Here is an 18,992-nt window from a genome sequence, read left to right on the forward strand (position 1 = left end):
AATTCCACAACCGCAATGTCTTGTCACCACTGCCACTAACAATCATTTCCCCATCTGGACTAAAGGCAACAGAAGTGACAAAATCTTCATGCCCCATAAAAGGTGAACCAATCGGATTACCTTGGAGATCCCACAACCGCACTGTATTGTCATCACTACCACTGACAATTCGTTGCCCATCGGGACTAAAGGCAACAGAAAAGACAAAACTCTTATGTCCTTGAAAAGGAATTGACTCTCTGGCTGTTTCCATTGTTCTTTGCATTGCCGTCTGGACTGGGGGGAGAATTTGTGGCAATTTCTCTGCATTTTCACCCATTGTTTGAATTGCCAAAACTAAAGCTTCTAGCGGTTCAACAGCCAATAAATTCAGCACTCTCGCCGCCTGTTCTCGTAACCTTGATTCAGTAAGTGCTTGTTGTAATTCAGTAATTCGGTCTTGTTCGTGAATATTACTTTGCTGGTAAAAATTGCTAACGTTTGCATCTAAATTTGATGCCAATTCTAGCCATTTTTCTCGCGATTGTGCTAGCAATCCACCCATTATTAAATTATCATCAGTTGGCTGTTTCTCCCATTCTCGGAAAGCCTCATTTATTCGGTCAATCAATCTTCGCTGTTCCCAACTTTCCTGCCGTTATTCTACAAACCTTTGCCAACCTTCAATCAAAGCTTCATGGGCTAAATCAACCCCTTCTTCTCCACCAACTAACAATCGTCCGCAAATCAACTCATCCAAAACATTATTAATAACTTGCCCATCCGCTAAATTATCCTTAGCAATACCCAACAATTTAGCTTTGGTTTGCCTTTGCCTAGTATCCTTTTCCCCCTCACCCGTTCGCACCAATCTTAAAAATATCCGCTTAATCCATTCCTGTTCTTCCGCCGTTCTCTCCAACTGCGGCAAATCTTTCTGAAAATCCTTATATCTATAAACCTTTTCCGCGTGACGGTTCAGCGCCCCAGTTACTCCCCCTAGCACCCGATACTGTTCTAAACTTAGCTGATGCTTTTGGTTGTCGCGTTTCTCCCAAAGTTCCGTCAGCGCAAACTGCAACAAAGGTAAACAGTTTTTCTCCTTCCCCACTTCATCCAAAATCTCTCCCAGCAAACCACTTTCCAGATGATAACCTTGAAGATTAGCAGGTTTTGCGATCGCCTCTTCTAATTCTGCCCCCAACAAAGGCGGCATATACACCGCTTGATTTTGAATCAACCGAGTCAGCGACTCATAACTTAAACAATATTCCAGAAAATCCGCCCGCATTGTCGTCACTATTGCCAACCGCGGGTCGGGAATCTCTGCTACTTTGGTCAGCAATTCAATAAATCGGCGTGTCTGTTCATCTTGATCCTGAGAACGAAGGGTAAACACCTCTTCAAATTGATCTACCACTAACAACAATCGCTTTGAACCGGGTAATCTTTCAATTACGGCAGGTAAACCAGCCCTTTCCATGAGAGAATAGATTTCTGGCAATTGCGATCGATCAAACCAACCGTTAAAAGCCCGCTTCAATTCCGCCAACGGTTCCACACCGGGCAAAATCGGTTCCGCTAACAATTCCCAGCCATTTTCCTTTAATTTAGGAATCAAACCTGCCCGAACTACGGAAGATTTGCCACTCCCCGACGCGCCAATAATCGGCACAAAATTCCCTTCTCCCAGCTTTTGCCATAGCAACTGGACGACTTTCTCCCGTCCAAAAAAGAAATCCTTCTGTTTTTCCTCAAAATACCTTAATCCTTGATAGGGACAATCTTCCTTAACCACCTTTACCGTCTGTTTCGGCGGATATTGAACTAAAGTAATGGAACGTCCCCACGCCATGCGAATCGGTTCTTGACCGCTGCCCTTGAGTTCTGATGTGATAAAGTCAAAAAGGCGATCGCCACTAACTCGCCCATCCTCATCAGCATTATCATCCCCCAATCCCTTCAGAACTGCCCCCGTAAAAACACCGTGTTCGATATCCTCACGCGCTTTTTCAAACGCACGACAAGCAGCAATCAGGTAATAATCCTTTTGCCCAAAAGCTTTCAGGCTATCATCCAGCACTTTTCGTTCTATAGCGATACGCGCTGGTATAGTTACAGATTAGAATAGACGACATTGAGCTACACATAGATTCAATTCACTATTTGTAAATACGCCAGCGCGTAGCGCTATAGTATAGATCCAGCATGGCAGCAGTCCAGCAACACCACCAAATTGCTGAGATCCGATTTTCCGATCAAAACGTTGAAATCATCCAGCAGAATAGCGTTTTGCCCGTTGCTGGTACAATCCGAGGTGGCCAGATATCCTTCTTTCTCACCAGTCCAACTTGCCACCTCAAACCCATGTCCGGCAAAATAAATCAGCGCCTCTTGCTTGTGCGCCTGTTCCAGCAAAAAGGTTTTCAGCGCCTCCCGCAGTTCGTTACTCTTTAGCGGCTTATCCAGCGCCACCTCAAAGCGGCTTTCATCCTTGATCCACCGTGCTGGAAAGCGTTTCACGTCTTGGAACTTGCCGTGTTTTTCTAAGAGTCGGGCAATTGCCTCTGCATCTGTAGCCGCCTTCGTGAGATTGGGAAAGTTATCATATATTGCTATACCAATCACCAGGGCATATCTAGCCATACGGACGTTTTAGAGTATTCTTACCAACATAACACCATGCACCAAAGCTACTGATGTCAGAAGTCCAACGCCTAATTGTCAAAGACGACGGTACAGAGTACGACCTTTATATCCAGTCCAAGACAGACGCCGATGTGCCGAAGTCAGACGAGGATGAACCTGTATACCGAGATATAAATATACCCACAGTCAACATCCAGGACGTTCAAGACAAAATTCGCAACTACGCCAAATTTGCACTGGGGGCGTTCAAAAATTTTACCGATGCGGAAGTTGAAGAAGTTACTATTAAATTTGGCATTAAACTGGGTGGCAAAACTGGGATTCCCTTTTTGACAGAGGGTTCAGCAGAGAGCAACTTTGAAATTGAGGTTAAGTGTAAGTTCCCAGATCTTCAAAAAAGCCAAAATACTCCTTAAGATAGATGTGCCGAAACTCTAAGTAAGCTGTGAACTTAGCCAGGATCGTTAATTCCCTGACTGGTGGGAGATTGGTGCGAGATCTGGGTTTAATGGAGTCGATCACCTTGCCAAGGGTGCTATCTTAAGTGTGGGATACGGAAACCTAATGAGTCAAACAAGACTCAACAATACTCAGACTTTAAGCCGTTCCTTGTCCGAAATGGAAGCTATGAAGCCTATCGGTACTGAAGATACGCGATCGATCGCTCTGTGGCCCAGCCAAATATCCCTCCCCCTGCGTGCTAAACGCGACTTTCCTTACCCGTCAAAATTGTTACTTGCCATTCATCGCACTTATGAGTCAATCAGAGTTAATCATTGAGGCGGGTCGCACCGAAAAGCAATACTGGAAAGACTTGTGGCGCTACCGGGAGTTATTTTACTTCCTAGCTTGGCGGGATATTGTGGTACGGTATAAGCAGACTGCGATCGGCATTGCCTGGGCCTTAATTAGACCTTTTCTAACAATGGTTGTTTTCACGGTGGTATTTGGTAAGCTAGCCAAGTTACCATCAGAAGGTGTCCCTTATCCAATCCTGGTTTTTGCAGCTATGCTACCCTGGCAATTCTTTGCCAATGCGCTTTCGGAATGCAGCAACAGCCTAATCGGCAACGCCAATTTAATTTCTAAAATCTACTTTCCTCGCTTAATTGTCCCTGGTTCCGCAGTCATTGTGAGTTTTGTAGATTTTCTGGTTTCTGGCATAATCTTGTTGGCGCTGATGGCCTGGTACAATTTCGTGCCCGATTGGCGTATCTTGATGCTACCGCTGTTTATTTTGATTGCCTTTGCAGCAGCAATGGGTGCAGGTTTATGGTTGGCAGCGCTAAATGTAAAATACAGAGATTTTCGTTACATCGTACCCTTTATCGTGCAGTTTGGTCTGTATATATCGCCAGTCGGTTTTACCAGTAGCATTGTGCCAGAACAATGGCGTATGATTTATTCATTGAATCCAATGGTGGGGGTGATTGACGGCTTTCGCTGGGCTATATTGGGTGGAGAGTTCAAGCTTTACTGGCCGGGATTCACCTTATCATTAGCATTGGTCGCCTTGTTATTTGCCAGTGGGGTCTGGTACTTCCGAAAAACGGAACGCACGTTTGCTGACGTAATTTAGGCAGCAAAAGAGGAAAAATAATAGTTAAAAAAAACCAATCGATACTGGTTGACCGGAAACAAAAAAATATGTTCATTTAAGGTAAACAAAAGGAGAATAATATCGTGAAAGTTTTATTTAGCAATCCACCGTGGTGGGAAAAAAAAGAAGGGAGGTTCTGGTTCTGGAAAAAATACTGGCGTGTTGGCGTAAGAGCAGGTTCGCGATGGCCTTTTACCTACCTGAGTAACTGTAGCCCAGATAATTTTAAGTTTGGCGAATACCTACCTTACCCATTCTTCATGGGATATGCCACAACTTATGCCAAAAAGGAGACGGGATATGATGTGCGTTTCCGTGACAGTATTGCTTTACGGGAATCGTATAACACTTACTTTAAGAACTTAGAAGAGGAAAGATACGAGTACATATTCATTGAAATTGCCACACCAAGTTGGGAACACGATCGCTTATTGATCGAGCAAATCCACAAACGTCTGCCAGAAACTAAAATTGTAGTAACAGGACCGATTACAACCATTAAGTCAGAAGAAATACTCAATAATTATCCCGTTCACGCCTGCATTAGAGGTGAATACGAAAAAGGCAGCGTGCGTGTCCTCAAAGGAGAGTCTGGAATTATTGACTTTGACCTGCTAACTTTAGCAGAAATGAACGCAGCGCCCTTTCCCTATTTTGATGAACTTCACGCCTACCGTTACTGGGACGGCAATCCAGTTGGGCAAGTAGCCCCTCATGCCCAGATTTGGAGCAGTCGTGGATGCCCGTTCAAGTGTATCTTTTGCGTATGGCCTGCGGCTATGACTGGTAACGACCCAGACGGTACCAAAACGCGAACAGTACGCCACTACTCACCAGAGTACATGGAAGCTTTCATTCGAGAATTAATCGATCGCTTCCAATATAAGTGCATTTACTTCGACGACGATACATTTAATTTGGGCAACAGCCATGTGGTGAAAATGTGCGAAGTCATGGCTCGGATTGGCATTCCTTGGTCAGCTATGTGTCGAGCTGATACTATCCAAATGGGAACGTGGAAGTTGATGAAGGAAAGCGGTTGTTTTGGCGTCAAGTTAGGGTTTGAGAGTGGCAATCAACGGGTGGTAGACAAGATCGTCAATAAGCACCTAGATCTGGAGTATGCCGCGCAGATAGTTCGCGAATTAAAGCAAATCGGGATGACTGTTCACGGCACTTTCACTTATGGTTTACCGGGAGAAACGAAGGAGGAAATGCTGGACACAAAACGCTTCATAGCTTCTCTGCCCTTTGATAGCTTCCAAGAATCAGGAACTGCTGAAATTGAGGGAACTCCACTCTATACTCTACGGAAACAGGGCAAGCTGGAAAAGTATGAGGGAGCTGCGATAGATTCAAATTACAAACGACAAGTAGACGGCAGCAAAAAAATGCAAGTTTTAGTGGAGGAGCTAAGAAGAAATTAGTCTGAGGCTGGAGATCGTTTAGCAGGATGAAAGATACGATGCCAAAAATTTCACTATACATTCCCAGTTTCAATGTAGAAAACTATATTGCGCGTTGTATTGAGGGAATATTAAATCAGACACACCCAGTAGATGAAATTTTGGTGATCGATGATGGTAGCCAGGATCGAACTGTGGAAATTGCTTCTCAATACCCAGTGCGAATTGTCAGGCATGAGGTTAATAAAGGACTTTCCGCCGCCCGCAATACAGGCTTGCGGAGTGCAAGCAATCAATTGGTGGCATCTTTAGATGCCGATTGTGTAGCAGATTCTCATTGGCTTGAAAACTTAGTACCCTTGTTAGAAGACGAAAAAATTGCAGTAGCAGGTGGTAGGTTGGTGGAGGCTATACAGGAGTCATGGGCCGATCGGTGGCGCAAAGTACACATGACTCAAGATTGGGGAGATAATCGTTTGTATAACCCTCCATTCATGTATGGCAACAACAGTCTTGTACGCAAATCTGTAGTAGAAGAGGTGGGATGGTTTAACGAGAAGTTAAGAACCAATGGAGAGGATGTAGATATGTCAAAGCGAATCAACGAGAAAGGTTACGAGGCTGTATATGAACCAGGTGCAATTGTTAACCATCTTCGCCATGACAGTATTCCTTCTATTTTGGATACGTACTGGAGATACTTAAGATTCAGCTATCCCACCTATAAAGATATTACATTCAAATGGTTTTTGCACAATGCTTACTTTGTGCATTTAAAAGGAGTTTTGGTATCTCTGCTATATCGAGATTTAAAACAAAATAAAAATTACCACTTTATATGGTTGGATCTGTTAGTACCTTGGTATTTAACGTACCGTAATTTTAAGTTACTACTAGAAACAAAAAATCAAGGAAGAAAAACTATGGAAGGATAAAGATACAGGGGGGCAAGACAAAATGTAGCGCAGTTAAAGCATTGCTTGGAAAGACTAAGCGAAAAATTTAAAGTCGCTCTAGACAAATTAGGTTAGCCAGTGTAATTTAGGCAGGAATTGAGGGCGTGTCTGATACTGTAATCCGCGTAGAAAATCTGGGTAAAAAATACGTGATCGGGCATCAGCAGCAAGTGCCTTATAAGACTTTGCGGGAGTCAATGGTACGAGGAGCAAAGTCTTTAAGTCTAAATTTGCTCAAACCTTTTCGCAAAAAAGATCCTAGCCCAGCTTATGAAGAATTTTGGGCTTTGAAGGATGTATCGTTTGAGATTAAACAGGGCGATCGCGTCGGTATTATAGGTCGCAACGGCGCAGGCAAATCAACCCTATTAAAAATTTTAAGCCGTATCACGGAACCTACTACCGGACGTATTTGTATCAAAGGTCGAGTAGCCAGTTTGTTGGAAGTGGGTACGGGATTTCACCCAGAGCTTACAGGCAGAGAAAATATTTATCTCAATGGAGCTATACTGGGAATGAGCAAAGTTGATATTAAAAAAAAGTTTGATGAAATTGTGGCTTTTGCTGAGGTAGAAAAGTTTTTAGATACTCCGGTAAAGCGATACTCTTCTGGAATGTACGTAAGGCTAGCATTTGGGGTAGCTGCCCATTTAGAACCAGAAATTTTGGTGGTAGATGAAGTATTGGCGGTGGGCGATGCCCAATTTCAAAAAAAGTGTTTGGGTAAAATGGGAGAGGTAGGGAAAGAAGGGAGAACAGTGTTATTTGTAAGTCATCAAATGGGTATGCTGGCTCAACTTTGTAGCGAAGCAATTTTTTTAGAGACAGGGAAAGTAATAAAAAAAGGAGAAGCCAAGGAAGTCATATCTTTATATTTAGAAAAATCAACTTTTAATCAGACTAATACCTTTATTCGTTCAGACTTAGGTAAGATAGAAAAGGAGATTTATATTACACAAGCTAAAACAGTCAATAGTCTTGATGTTCCCTTGTCAGAATTTGGCCATACAGAGCAGATCGTATTAAAAATTAGTTTTTTGGTTAGAAGGTGGATAGAAGATGTGGTAATGGGCGTATCCTTAAAAGATATACAAAATCGTAAAATATTCACAAGCCAGACTAAAGTGAACAACAAGTTGGGGTATATAAATAATCATGTAGAAATGACGGCAAAAATGAAGATACCTGTGAAACTTATAACACCTGGTAAATACTATTTTACGATCGCATTTCATATACCTAATATTAGTATAATAGATATTATAGAAGAAGCTTGTATATTCACTGTTGTTGACATAGGTTCTGAATTTGCTATGTATGAAGGCGGAGATTACGGCTGTATTTTTGCTGACTGTTCCTGGGAAATGTAACTAAATTAAAACAAAGGAAATAGATTGTGATTAAAAACTTAGTAAATTACGAAGATTCCGTTCGTTGGATGCGGGAACAGCCAGAACTGGCAGAAGCAGTTAATCTTTGTTATTTGGATGAAGATAATCTAGCTGCTGCTAAACGTTTCTCATCAAGTGAAGAGTTTACAGAAGTTATAAAAATTTTACAGCTAGAGCGAACACATAAAAGGCTAAAAATACTTGATATTGGTTGTGGTAATGGGATTGCTTCTTATGCTTTTGCGTCTAGGGGTCATGAGGTTTATGCTGTAGATCCTGACCCTAGTGAAGACGTCGGACTGGTAGCAACTAAGAGGTTAGCAGCACAGGTAAGCAACAGTTCCATATTAACTACACAGGCTTTTGCGGAATCCCTACCTTTCTCCGATTCTACTTTTGATATTATTTATGCTCGTCAAGCTCTACATCACTTCACTGATTTAGGCAAAGGTATTGCTGAATGCTCAAGGGTGTTAAAGCCGGGAGGTTTTCTACTGGCAACTAGAGAACACGTTGTTAATGATGAGCAGCAATTAAAGCTATTTCTGGAAAGCCATATACTACACAAAATGCACGGAGGAGAGAATGCTTATTCTTTAGAGCTTTATAAAACGGTACTTGAACAGTCAGGTTTTAAGATATTAAAATGCCTTGCTCCTTTCGATACAGTCATAAATCACTTTCCTGCATCTAATCTTGAAGTAAGAAACTGGTTGCTTCATGCCTTGGAAAGGAAGTTAGGAAAAGTAGTTGCTTCATTGCTTATAAATATTTCTATAACTCAAAGCTTTTATCGATATCGGTTATCTAGGTCTTGCAACAATCCAGGTAGACTTTATTCTTTCTTATGTGTCAAAGGAAAAAAAGGTAATGCGTATTCTATATGATGGACAAGTATATGCAGGTCAGGCTACTGGTGGGATAAACAAATACTTCAACAATATAATCAGCAGACTGCCAGAGAGTTTTTCCCCTTACCTGACTATCGCGACTAAGTACCAAAATCATGAAATTACGTATCCGGCTCATCCAAACTTGAAAACGTTTAAGTATGCTAGGTTCGGATTTAGACCTGGGAGACTGTCGTACTGGATAGAAAAATATTACTTTAGATTTTTTTCGGGCTTATATGAATTTGATGTTTTTCATCCAAGTTACTATTCCTTGCTCACTCGACAGGATCTGAATAAATATCAATTTCCTGTCGTCATAACTGTATGGGATATGATTGATGAAATTTTTCCAGAGCAACTAGATCCTTATGGAAATTTGAGGAGGCAAAAGCAAAAAGCTATTGTGTCAGCACAAGCAATTATCTGCATTTCTGAGAATACAAAAAAAGACTTAATTGAGCGCTATTCATTGCCAGAAAATAAAATAAATGTTACTTATTTAGCAGCTGACATTGATAGCAGCCTTTCTTATGGTTCCGAGCCAGTTCCCGATCGACCCTACTATCTTTATGTAGGCCACCGCACCAGTTACAAGAATTTTGATGGGTTACTGTTAGCTTTTGCGAAAGTTGTATCTGTTCGACCTGATATTATGCTCTGTGTGGTTGGGCCATATATTAATAAGGCAGAAGCAAAACTTATTGCCGAGCTTAAATTGTGGGACTACGTTGTGCATTACGAGTATGCGACAGATACTCATTTAGCAAAGCTCTACCGTTGTAGTGTCGCTTTAGTTTATCCTTCTAAATATGAGGGCTTTGGCATTCCTCCTCTCGAAGCTATGTCCTGCAAAACTGCTGTAGTTGCTTCCAACTGCTCCAGCATTCCAGAGGTAGTAGGTGAGGCAGGCTTGCTTTTTGACCCCGATTCGGCCAGTGAGTTAGCAGATATCCTGCTTTTCCTGCTCGATAATCCAACAGAACGCGATCGTTTAATTGCTAAAGGATGTCAGAGATCAAAAGCGTTTACCTGGGAAAAAACCGTTGCACAAACACTGGATGTTTATCGATCTGTAAGTATAAAATAAATTAAAAGCGATGAACGTGAAATACGATGATTTTGCTCAATAATACTTTAAAATACCTTTTAGTCTAAATTAAATAGGAGAATAGAAGCGTAAAAATATAAAGTATAGCTAGGGACTAGGGGCTAGGGGCTAGGGAAGAGGGAAGAGGGAAGAGGGAAGAGGGAAAAGGTTACTCCGTAAGGGATTATGAACCAGAGGTAAGAGTTGGAGTTGCCCTAACCGCCAAGGCGGTTGCTATAATTAGTGAGAAAAATTATGTCCCACATACAAATTAAAACAGATAGGCCAAGATATTATATCCGTAGGCGATAGCCTGCCGTCAGGCATATGCTTCGCCCTACCCTTACGCAACCGATACTCTCTGGACATGATATTAGTCGCCTTTGCCGATTTCTTGAGTCCCTTTCGTTACACAGAGGAAGCTACTCATCGTGGCTAAGCAGTCATCCAATATTGCCCTTGTAACTGGTGCTACTGGCTTTATAGGGTCACATTTAACACATCACCTGGTAGCGTCTGGCTGGCGGGTACATATAATTATTTGTCCCAACTCTACCCTGCAACAGCTACAGCTTGTCCGAGATAGCATCACCGTCCATATTCATGACGGCACGACAGAGGGGTTGTTTGCCATTGTTAAGTCAGTCAAGCCAAGGGTTGTATTTCATTTGGCATCGCTATTCTTGGCGCAACATACACCAGGAGATGTTGTGTCTATGTTGCAGATCAATATCACTTTTTCTACACAGTTAGTTGAGGCGATGATAGCGCATAAAATTTATCATTTGCTAAACACAGGCACGTCATGGCAGCATTACGAAAATAAGGATTACAGTCCGGTTTGTTTATATGCGGCGACTAAACAAGCCTTTGAAGCAATACTTCAGTTTTATGTAGAAACAACACCACTGCAAGTTATCACTCTGAAACTCTTCGATACATACGGGCTAAACGATCCCAGAGAAAAGCTATTTACCTTGCTAGAAAAAACGGCAAGGCAATCAAAAGAGTTGCCTATGCCTCCCGGCGAACAGTTAATAGAAATGGTGTATGTTGATGATGTTGTTGAGGCATATATGGTAGCAGCATCGCGCTTGCAAAACGGAGAGTTTCGCGGGCACGAAAGATATGAAGTATCGACAGGTTCACCGTTAAAATTAAAGGAAATTGTCGAAGTTTTTGAACAAGAAACAGGGATAAAGCTAGCTATTAGATGGGGTGGTAGACCTTATCGCGATCGGGAAGTGATGGTACCGTGGAACAAAGGAGATTTATTACCGGGATGGAAAGCCAAGGTAGGTATTAGAGAAGGAATTAGAAGAATACAAAGCGGCAGACAATAGTTTGTGTTATTATACGGGCTGAACGCTGGGGGTGACAGATGATACATAAAGTGTATTGTGGAGTGACAAAAAATATGTAATAATTCAGGTTGGAGTGCGATGGCCTACAAGAATTAGTACTCTATGTATTGCTTTTAGAGGGATAATGTAGTAAAATAATGGAAGATAAAAAAATTACAGAGATTGTTCTGACTTAGCGGATAGAATGTGGCTTGAGGTCTGGAGGCTGTTCAATCTGACTAGCCAAAAACAAAAATAGGTCAAATATGCCCATTATTACTAATAGTTTAACTTTAAAAGATATACCTCCTCCACCCCCAGAAAAAACCGGATGGCCTTGGACTGAAGAAAATCTACCATTGCCAGAGCGAATGCCTGATGGTTCTGAATGGCCCAGGATGAGCATCGTCACCCCTAGTTATAACTATGGTCGATTTATTGAAGAAACAATACGTTCTGTACTGCTGCAAGGTTATCCAAATTTAGAATACATTATCATTGACGGCGGTTCTACCGATAATACAGTTGAAATTATCAATAAGTATGAAAAGTATTTGACTTACTGGGTAAGCGAACCTGATGAAGGGCAGACAGATGCTATCAATAAAGGTTTTCAACTGTGTACTGGAAAAATTTTTGCTTGGTTGAATGCGGATTGCAATTACACTATTTCAGCACTACAAAAAGTAGCCGAGTATTATTTAAACGGTTATAGATTGATTGCAGGAGGCTGTGTGGCTGTCTACAATGATGGTCGTGAAGAAACAGTTTATTCGGTGCCGACTGATTTTGAAGGTTATCTTAAATTTTGGGTTGCCGGTTGCAGTTTCACTCAAGCTGATGTCTTTGTTGACAAAGCTCTGGCAGATGATTGTTTTCTCTTAGAGAAAAACCTTTATATGTTAATGGATTATCAATTTTTTCTGAGAGCTCTTAGCAAAAAACCAAAACAAATTTATGTCCAGGAAATTTGGTCGAAAGATAAGCTGCATGGAAACAACAAAACTCTGAAAGGTTATGAAGGTGGAATTTCCGAGTTTTGTCAAATAGCTTTAGCGGAATCGGCGCAACTTCCTTGGATTCAGCGTATGATTTATAGAATGGATGTAGAAGATTACACAATTATCTATTCCTTGAACAATAGTAAACAACCATATGGGAGCGGTAATTTATTCGCTGCATTATTTGTCAGGCCAACTCTGCTACGCTGGCCTTTTTTTTGGAAGATGCTTATCAAAGCTGTCTTTGGCTATAAAATATATTCTTGGCTTATGAAATCGGTAGGACGTTCCTACTTATCATAGTCAGCGCCAAGTTAATCAAGTGGATAAAAAAACCTGCTCTTTATAGAAATCGCATCAACATTATGAAAGCAAGTCTGTTGAATTATTATAGAGATTGGTTACCTCTAAGTATCAGGGATCGATTACGTCCGCTGAGCCATCCTGTCAAAAGTTTGATAATATCAGTAATTTTAAAGATTGCTAACGGGAGAGTGTTATCTGGCCCTTTTAAAGGCATGAAATTTACCTTGGAAAATCCTGATTTGCCTAAAATTCTTGGTACTTACGAATTGGAGATAGATTCGGCCATTAAAAGGATAGAAGCGCATCGCTTTGACCTAATCATTAATGTGGGTGCAGGAGAAGGTTACTATGCCGTAGGTACGGCACTAAAATGGCCGGAAGCAGTTGTCTATGCTTTCGAGGCAGATCGGAACAAGCACCCTCAGATTCTCAAGTTGAGTCAAAATAACGCAGTATTAGATAGAGTAAAAATTTTGGGAATTTGCCAAGAAAATGATTTGCTCGCATCCTTAAATCAAGATTTATCAACATTAATTATAATTGACATAGAAGGCTCAGAAATAGAACTGTTAAATCCCGATATGATTGCCAACTTAAAAAAAGCCGTAATTCTTGTGGAATTACATAATTTTTTGAGCGAGCAATGCTCTTCTATAATTTGGCAGCGATTCCAAGCAAGTCATGAGATAGAAACTTATACTACGAAAGACCGCGATCTAGAAGATTTTCCCTTAAAAAAGGGTATTATAAATAGTTTAGTGACCAAGCAAATTATAGAGTTAATGTGTGAAAATCGCCCGGCTACACAAGAATGGTTTCTCATGTTTCCCAAAAATTGCGGAGAGTTATATACTCAAAAGCTAAGCTAATATGATATTGTTAAAAGGCTATTTAAAACTTATAAATGTTGACTACCGTGCAGCTAGGACGCAGGGATATGCTGTTCGTTCCATTTACCGTGCAGCACTTCCTTGGATCGTCAAGCTTTCAATTGAACAAACGCAAAAAGTCAATATAGTTGTTTACTCATTTTCGTGCGATCGCGATTTACCCGAACAGGTAGCCAGCATTCGATCATTCATTCGCCATGTAGGTATCCCCGATAAATTCACCGTTGTATCTGATGGTAGTTATTCCCCCGCCAGTTGTCAATTACTCCGGCAAATAAGTCCCTGCGTGGAAGTCGTAGACTTTGCCAGATTCATGAAAAAAGACCTTCCGCCGTGCGTATATGCCTATGCCAACATCCATCCACTGGGGAAAAAGTTGGCAGTTTTAATCTCACTTCCTGTTGAAAAAGTAACTATTTACGCCGATTCAGATATCCTATTTTTTCCTGGTGCTGAGGAGTTGTTAAAAATAACTGGCTCATCCGACTTACGACCCAGATATTTACTTGATTGCGCTACAGCTTTAGATGAACGCCTCCTTGATAAAACTTCTGAAAACTTTGCACCTGTCAATAGTGGATTTATGGTACTTCAAAAACCATTGGATTGGGAAATACCCCTCAAGCGATTAGCAGAATTACGAGAAACTGCCAATTACTTTACCGAACAAACTAGCCTACATTTGGCTATGCACTATAATCAAGGCGTGAATTTCTCACCAGAGCAGTTTGTTGTCAATCGCGATGATGAATTTATTTATCAAGATAGGCATTGTAGCTCCAAGGTAGCTCTCAGGCATTACGTAAGCCCTGTCAGACATAAGTTTTGGTTTCATCCGGGGCTAGGAAAATGAACAAACCCTTAAGGATACTCACAATTCTGCATATGCCCTGGGATCGCAATTTGGGCGGGTCGCGAGTTCAGCTAGAATTGGCAGACGAGTTCCAGAAAATGGGGCATGAAGTAGAGAAATTTGACTACTGCGATGCCTTTCGTCAAGCAGCCTCATCTCCCCTGCAAAGATTAACTCGCGCCAGTTTTTCGGCCAAGGCTAAAGCTTTTGTGCGGGCAAATGCTCATCGCTTTGATATTATCGACGCTCATCAAGGCAATTTACCTTTTTCTAAGCAAGAACTGGGGATTAAAGGTTTACTCCTTGCCCGTTCCGTGGGATTGTATGCCTTTTATGAGGAATTTGCCAAGCTAGAAAAAACCAAATGGCCACCAAAAAGAAAGAAAACTGCGATCGCAAACTGGCTGCGTTCTTGGCTATCTAGGCCAGACACCCCTGACTGCTTCCGCAGTTTACAAACCAGCGACTTAATCAACGTGCCTAACCACGACGAACAAGCCTACGTCCGCGATGTGCTGGGTATGGGCGACAAGTGTTTTGTCTTTCCTTTCGGATTGTCCCAGCAGCGACAGCAAGCATTGGTTCAAGCGGTTCAGCCTGCTACAGTGCGCTTAGCAAACAAACAGGTAGTTTTCATCGGTACTTGGGGCTCGCGCAAGGGGGCTAGAGATTGGGCAGAAATCGTGATGCGTACAAAGGCTAAAGTTCCAGAGGTGCGCTTTTTATTTTTAGGTACAGCTTTTAGCCCGGAAGCAGTTTTGGCCGATCTCAATTTGCCAGCTTATGATTGGATTGAGATCGTGCCGCGTTTCGAGGGTGAGGAACTGCCAAAACTTTTGAGTAAAGCAACGGTGGGAGCTTTCCCCAGCTACATTGAAGGATTTGGTTTTGCGGTACTGGAAAAATTAGCCTGCGGTCTTCCGACTGTGGCGTATAATGTTCCAGGCCCACGAGAAATGTTGCGTCATTTTGATAATGACTTTATGATTGTTCCTGGTGATGTCGAACAGTTTAGTAACCAAATAGTCAAACTGCTGACTATGGACGAAGTGAGTTATTCCGAGATCTCTAAACGCTGCATTGAAGTGGCACAATTTTTCTCTTGGAGCCGAATTGCTAAAGAGACTTTGGATGTTTATGCAAAGTTTTTAGATGTTCAAAAATAAATTACAGAGGGTTTTATGAATTACAAACAAAAAGCAATTCAATTAATTTGGCAGTTATTAAAATTCTCCTTGGGAAAGGCTACGGCTTTTAATTTTATTAAGTCCTGGCTGCGTTTCGTACCTCCTAAATACGCATTCCCTTTAACATGGATGACTCTTTCTGAATTTCCAGTAAATTCTCAATTAGAGTTTGAATATACCTACGGAATACCTCGGCAATTCCCGGATAAAAAGGTAAAGGTTAATCCAAATTGTTTGCACGCACGGTTCTTTGTAGTCAGTGGGTATTATGAGGAATATCTGACCAAAGAAATATTATCGCCGGAAAGAAAGGGGCTGCTGATTGATATTGGTGCAAATTTTGGTTATTACCCGTTTTTGTGGTTACAAAAGGAAAACACAAGGGCGATCGCAGTTGAACCAGTACAAGAATATGTTGAGCTTTTACATGAGAATTTAAAAAGTTATGAGTCGAGATATGCAGTTTTTGATGGATGTATAGGCGATCGCGATGGTGTAGCATTCTTGGACACTTTGGGAGATCCCACGATGCTGAGCAAGGTAGTAACAGATCCGGCTAATAACCCTGATACTCGTAGCGTTCCAATGCTGACTTTAAGCTCTTTGATAAAGAAATATAATGAAGAAAAAATCGACGTACTGAAGATTGATGCTGAAGGATATGATATTAATATTCTAGAGAGTTGCAAACCGCTGTTTGAAGCGAAAGCCATCAAAACAGTGTTTTGGGAGACGGCTAACTCTCCTGAAGAAGAAAATATAATGGAGTTTTTGGAAAGATTAGGATACTCCAAAATATTGGATAAAGGAGCAACAGGCTACGAGTTAGTTTCTGGCTAGCAGTAATGAAGTTTATAATTGTGACAGCGCTGTTTTGAGCCGCACCTGCACGACACTATCTTGTTCTTGGGGTAACGCCGCCTGCAAAGTCGCGATCGCATCAAGTGTAGCAATTTCTTGTAGGGAAACCACAGCGGCATAACGCAGCGCCCAATCTTCAGTTTTCTGCAACGTCCAAGTTAATTTGGCGATCGCACCCTTCACAACTTCCGGGTCATTAGCTGTACTGCCAATGCGTCCCAAACCCCTCGCCGCCACTCGCCGGACGTTACCCTGGCAGTGATTTGCTACTTCCACCCCTACCACTTCCAGCAACAAATCCAGGGCTTTGGAGTCACCAATTTTAGCTAAAGCTTGAACAATGTAAGCTTGGAGTCCATGATCTACAGAAGCATGGTAGGCAGCGATTAATGGTTCTACAGAATCTAGCCCTAGTTGCACCAGTCCTTCCACCGCCGCCGCAGGTACAGAAGGATGATGATGGCTCAACATCTCAATCAAAACAGCAATAATTTCTTCGCCATCCCCTACTGTTGTTTTCTTAGTCGTTAAAGCCTGAATTAATTGCACCGCATCAACTGGAGTAGAAGCGCGGCGTAACTGCTGAATCAACCAAGCAGTATCTAAATCGTTATTAAATGCGTTCATCCTTCAATTGGTATTAAAAAAAGTTTGCCAAAATTAACTAAATTGTTATTTTATCAAAGCTGGATCAACAAATCATCAATTGCGCTCAGCAATAAGCGAGTAGTTTTCTGGTTGTCTTCCTGATTAGAGCGATCGCTACCTAGCACCGCTTCTAAAATTCGCTTCAAATTCAACAGCTTCAAACTATTGCCAACTTTAGCATTAATTATCGCCTGTGCAGCTTGTAAATGCCCGATCGAGCCTAAATCAAATGCCGCCGCCCAGCGCAAATACATATTCTCATGAGTCAGATTTTTAACAATTCGTTCAATGTACCGAGGCTCTTGACTGAAAAGATATAAATATCGAGCAGCCGCACATTGTACGCGCTCAGAACCATGCGCCAAAAAAACCTCGATTCGCTCATGAACTGACCAAACTTGCAAAGTTCCCAGCGCTTCAATCAAAGCTTCTAAAGGCTGCTCCTGTTGCGATTCTAAAAGTTCAAGCAAACGTTCAACCGCTCTTGAGTCGCCAATGGCTGCTAATGCTTGAATTGCCGCTTCCCGCAGACGCAAATCTTCTTGGCAGTTTAGCACTTCCAGCAATGCAGGCACGGCTTGAGGATTTTTCAGTTGACCGAGAGCCCTTGCCGCTTGACGCCGCAGAGGATATCCCCCTTGTTCCGTGCGATATAGCTCATCTTTTAGTGCCGAGCAAAGTACCGCGCAGGCTTCATGAACTTGATGCTTACCCAGCCACCAAGCAGCGTAATAGCGGAGTTGGTTATCGTCTCCCAGCAAGGCAGCTACAGCAGCTTTTGGGGAAAGGATCGACTCAGGAGGTGAAGTAGCAGTCATTCAATTTTGGATGATTGGATTTTGGATTATAGGATTGATCCCACGGATTAATCCGGCAGGCTCCCAAACCAATTAATTTCAAAGGTCATAGAAAAGAATATTGAACTGGATGTTGTTAGTAGTTAGTAATTAGTTGTTAGCAAGAAATATCATTAACAACTAATTACTAACTACTAACCAAACACTAAATCAATTAAGCAAGCAGAATCGATCTCAGTTCCTAAGCTGGCTCAATTTTAACGATTTTCCCACCACGACGGTGAATTTCTTGGTATGTAGTTGAAAGTTGGTCATAAGACACGGTATAAACCCGCTTACTCTGACGCACTGCTACTTTAGTGCCAACTCCACCCACGACCGCTTCGATTTTGTAGACCCTCGTATCTCCCCGGATCGCAGAACTGGTTAAAGTTCCTCCTAGCGACCCAGAAGACTTTCCTGCAACCGACAAGGGTGCTTTAATCGAGTTAGCCATATTCATCGACACTTGCTGCCGCAGTCGGGAATTTTTACCCCCAAACTGAGCGTTGTCGCTGTTGCCACTACCCCGAAAAAGCTCAAATATCCGGTTGAATCCAACCGTCTTCATTCCCGGCAAGGACTGAAAGCCACGGTAAGAAGGAACCACATCATTACCAAAAGCATTGGTGTATTCTGTGCTGTAGATATAAGAATCAATCTCAGCTTCGTAACCTTTAGAAGCGTAGAGGTCTACGTGGTAGGCAATTTCCGACTGGTCATAGGGAGCGCGTCCCAGCAAATGCTTGTAGTTCAATTCGATAAAACGAACTTGCGAGTTATTGTAGAAAAAGCGCTCTTTGTAAAGTTCGGATTGAGCCAAAATCTGAATAAATTGCCGCACGTTGATGTTGCCATTACGCAGCAAAGCTTCGGCACTGCTAAACAATTCGCTGGCATATACGCCTTGGCGACCAAATACTTGATCGTAAGCAGCCCGGAACAACTGACGTAATTCATCCGGGCTCCAATTGCGGCGGAGTTCAACTTTTTTATCTGCAACTGAACTGTATCCCAGCCGCTCTTCGACGCCTAAACTACTCATTTTTTATCCTCTCTTCCAATTTTTCGCTTGACCATCTACCTTTTAATCAATTTGGGTCTGG

Annotated in this window: 20 protein-coding genes; 14 read left to right on the top strand and 6 right to left on the bottom strand. The window is 42.0% G+C overall.

Annotated elements, in window-relative coordinates:
* The 3 genes from LAY41_RS03560 to LAY41_RS03570 all read right to left on the bottom strand — a co-directional run.
* Nucleotides 1–610 (bottom strand): WD40 repeat domain-containing protein (locus LAY41_RS03560; protein WP_420840299.1); only part of this gene is annotated, 610 nt, incomplete at its 3' end.
* Between the two features lie 27 nt (nucleotides 611–637).
* The gene (locus LAY41_RS03565) at nucleotides 638–2,062 is read right to left on the bottom strand and encodes an ATP-binding protein (protein ID WP_249094171.1); all 1,425 of its coding nucleotides are present in this window, start codon (nucleotides 2,060–2,062) and stop codon (nucleotides 638–640) included.
* A 107-nt stretch (nucleotides 2,063–2,169) separates the two neighbouring features.
* Nucleotides 2,170–2,625: a caspase family protein gene (locus LAY41_RS03570; RefSeq protein WP_249094172.1), complete on the bottom strand. Its 456-nt coding sequence runs from the start codon at nucleotides 2,623–2,625 to the stop codon at nucleotides 2,170–2,172.
* Nucleotides 2,626–2,678: 53 nt separating this feature from the next.
* Here LAY41_RS03570 and LAY41_RS03575 point away from each other — a divergent pair, with 53 nt between their 5' ends.
* The 14 genes from LAY41_RS03575 to LAY41_RS03640 all read left to right on the top strand — a co-directional run bounded on the left by LAY41_RS03575 (nucleotide 2,679) and on the right by LAY41_RS03640 (nucleotide 16,381).
* On the top strand, nucleotides 2,679–3,044 hold the full coding sequence (locus LAY41_RS03575; RefSeq protein WP_249094175.1) for a CU044_2847 family protein: 366 nt from the start codon (nucleotides 2,679–2,681) through the stop codon (nucleotides 3,042–3,044).
* Nucleotides 3,045–3,192: 148 nt separating this feature from the next.
* Nucleotides 3,193–3,408 (top strand): hypothetical protein, encoded by a 216-nt coding sequence (locus tag LAY41_RS03580; RefSeq protein ID WP_249094177.1) that lies wholly within the window; start codon nucleotides 3,193–3,195, stop codon nucleotides 3,406–3,408.
* Nucleotides 3,383–4,207, top strand: a complete 825-nt coding sequence (locus LAY41_RS03585; protein ID WP_249094179.1) for an ABC transporter permease — start codon at nucleotides 3,383–3,385, stop codon at nucleotides 4,205–4,207. Before LAY41_RS03580 ends, LAY41_RS03585 begins: the two co-directional genes overlap by 26 nt.
* Before the next feature lie 104 nt (nucleotides 4,208–4,311).
* Nucleotides 4,312–5,655, top strand: coding sequence for a B12-binding domain-containing radical SAM protein (locus LAY41_RS32545; protein ID WP_249094181.1), 1,344 nt, complete (start codon nucleotides 4,312–4,314; stop codon nucleotides 5,653–5,655).
* 38 nt (nucleotides 5,656–5,693) lie between these two features.
* Nucleotides 5,694–6,569 (top strand): glycosyltransferase family 2 protein, encoded by an 876-nt coding sequence (locus LAY41_RS03595; protein WP_249094183.1) that lies wholly within the window; start codon nucleotides 5,694–5,696, stop codon nucleotides 6,567–6,569.
* Nucleotides 6,570–6,694: 125 nt separating this feature from the next.
* On the top strand, nucleotides 6,695–7,960 hold the full coding sequence (locus LAY41_RS03600; protein ID WP_249094185.1) for an ABC transporter ATP-binding protein: 1,266 nt from the start codon (nucleotides 6,695–6,697) through the stop codon (nucleotides 7,958–7,960).
* Between the two features lie 26 nt (nucleotides 7,961–7,986).
* Entirely contained in the window at nucleotides 7,987–8,868 is an 882-nt protein-coding gene (locus LAY41_RS03605) for a class I SAM-dependent methyltransferase (protein ID WP_249094187.1), read from the top strand.
* Nucleotides 8,831–9,961 carry a glycosyltransferase family 4 protein gene (locus tag LAY41_RS03610; RefSeq protein ID WP_249094189.1) on the top strand — a complete coding sequence of 377 codons (1,131 nt, stop codon included), beginning with the start codon at nucleotides 8,831–8,833 and terminating at the stop codon, nucleotides 9,959–9,961. The genes LAY41_RS03605 and LAY41_RS03610 overlap by 38 nt, the downstream gene beginning before the upstream one ends.
* Nucleotides 9,962–10,392: 431 nt before the next feature.
* Nucleotides 10,393–11,304, top strand: a complete 912-nt coding sequence (locus tag LAY41_RS03615; RefSeq protein WP_249094191.1) for an NAD-dependent epimerase/dehydratase family protein — start codon at nucleotides 10,393–10,395, stop codon at nucleotides 11,302–11,304.
* 266 nt (nucleotides 11,305–11,570) lie between these two features.
* Nucleotides 11,571–12,608 carry a glycosyltransferase family 2 protein gene (locus tag LAY41_RS03620; protein ID WP_249094194.1) on the top strand — a complete coding sequence of 346 codons (1,038 nt, stop codon included), beginning with the start codon at nucleotides 11,571–11,573 and terminating at the stop codon, nucleotides 12,606–12,608.
* A 62-nt stretch (nucleotides 12,609–12,670) separates the two neighbouring features.
* On the top strand, nucleotides 12,671–13,480 hold the full coding sequence (locus LAY41_RS03625; RefSeq protein ID WP_249094197.1) for a class I SAM-dependent methyltransferase: 810 nt from the start codon (nucleotides 12,671–12,673) through the stop codon (nucleotides 13,478–13,480).
* Nucleotide 13,481: 1 nt separating this feature from the next.
* A complete protein-coding gene (locus LAY41_RS03630) occupies nucleotides 13,482–14,354 on the top strand; it encodes a hypothetical protein (protein ID WP_249094199.1) in 873 nt (290 codons plus the stop codon).
* Nucleotides 14,351–15,520: a glycosyltransferase family 4 protein gene (locus LAY41_RS03635; RefSeq protein WP_249094201.1), complete on the top strand. Its 1,170-nt coding sequence runs from the start codon at nucleotides 14,351–14,353 to the stop codon at nucleotides 15,518–15,520. Before LAY41_RS03630 ends, LAY41_RS03635 begins: the two co-directional genes overlap by 4 nt.
* Before the next feature lie 15 nt (nucleotides 15,521–15,535).
* On the top strand, nucleotides 15,536–16,381 hold the full coding sequence (locus tag LAY41_RS03640) for an FkbM family methyltransferase (protein ID WP_249094203.1): 846 nt from the start codon (nucleotides 15,536–15,538) through the stop codon (nucleotides 16,379–16,381).
* A 12-nt stretch (nucleotides 16,382–16,393) separates the two neighbouring features.
* On the opposite strand, the gene LAY41_RS03645 is transcribed toward LAY41_RS03640, so the two are convergent.
* From LAY41_RS03645 to LAY41_RS03655, 3 genes are all read right to left on the bottom strand, one after another.
* A complete protein-coding gene (locus LAY41_RS03645) occupies nucleotides 16,394–17,029 on the bottom strand; it encodes a HEAT repeat domain-containing protein (RefSeq protein WP_249094205.1) in 636 nt (211 codons plus the stop codon).
* Between the two features lie 53 nt (nucleotides 17,030–17,082).
* Entirely contained in the window at nucleotides 17,083–17,868 is a 786-nt protein-coding gene (locus LAY41_RS03650; RefSeq protein WP_249094207.1) for a HEAT repeat domain-containing protein, read from the bottom strand.
* A gap of 220 nt (nucleotides 17,869–18,088) precedes the next feature.
* Nucleotides 18,089–18,931 carry a phycobilisome linker polypeptide gene (locus LAY41_RS03655; protein WP_249094209.1) on the bottom strand — a complete coding sequence of 281 codons (843 nt, stop codon included), beginning with the start codon at nucleotides 18,929–18,931 and terminating at the stop codon, nucleotides 18,089–18,091.
* Nucleotides 18,932–18,992: the final 61 nt, after the last annotated feature.

The organism is Argonema galeatum A003/A1 (genome assembly GCF_023333595.1).
In the GTDB taxonomy this organism is placed as follows: Bacteria; Cyanobacteriota; Cyanobacteriia; order Cyanobacteriales; family Aerosakkonemataceae; genus Argonema; species Argonema galeatum.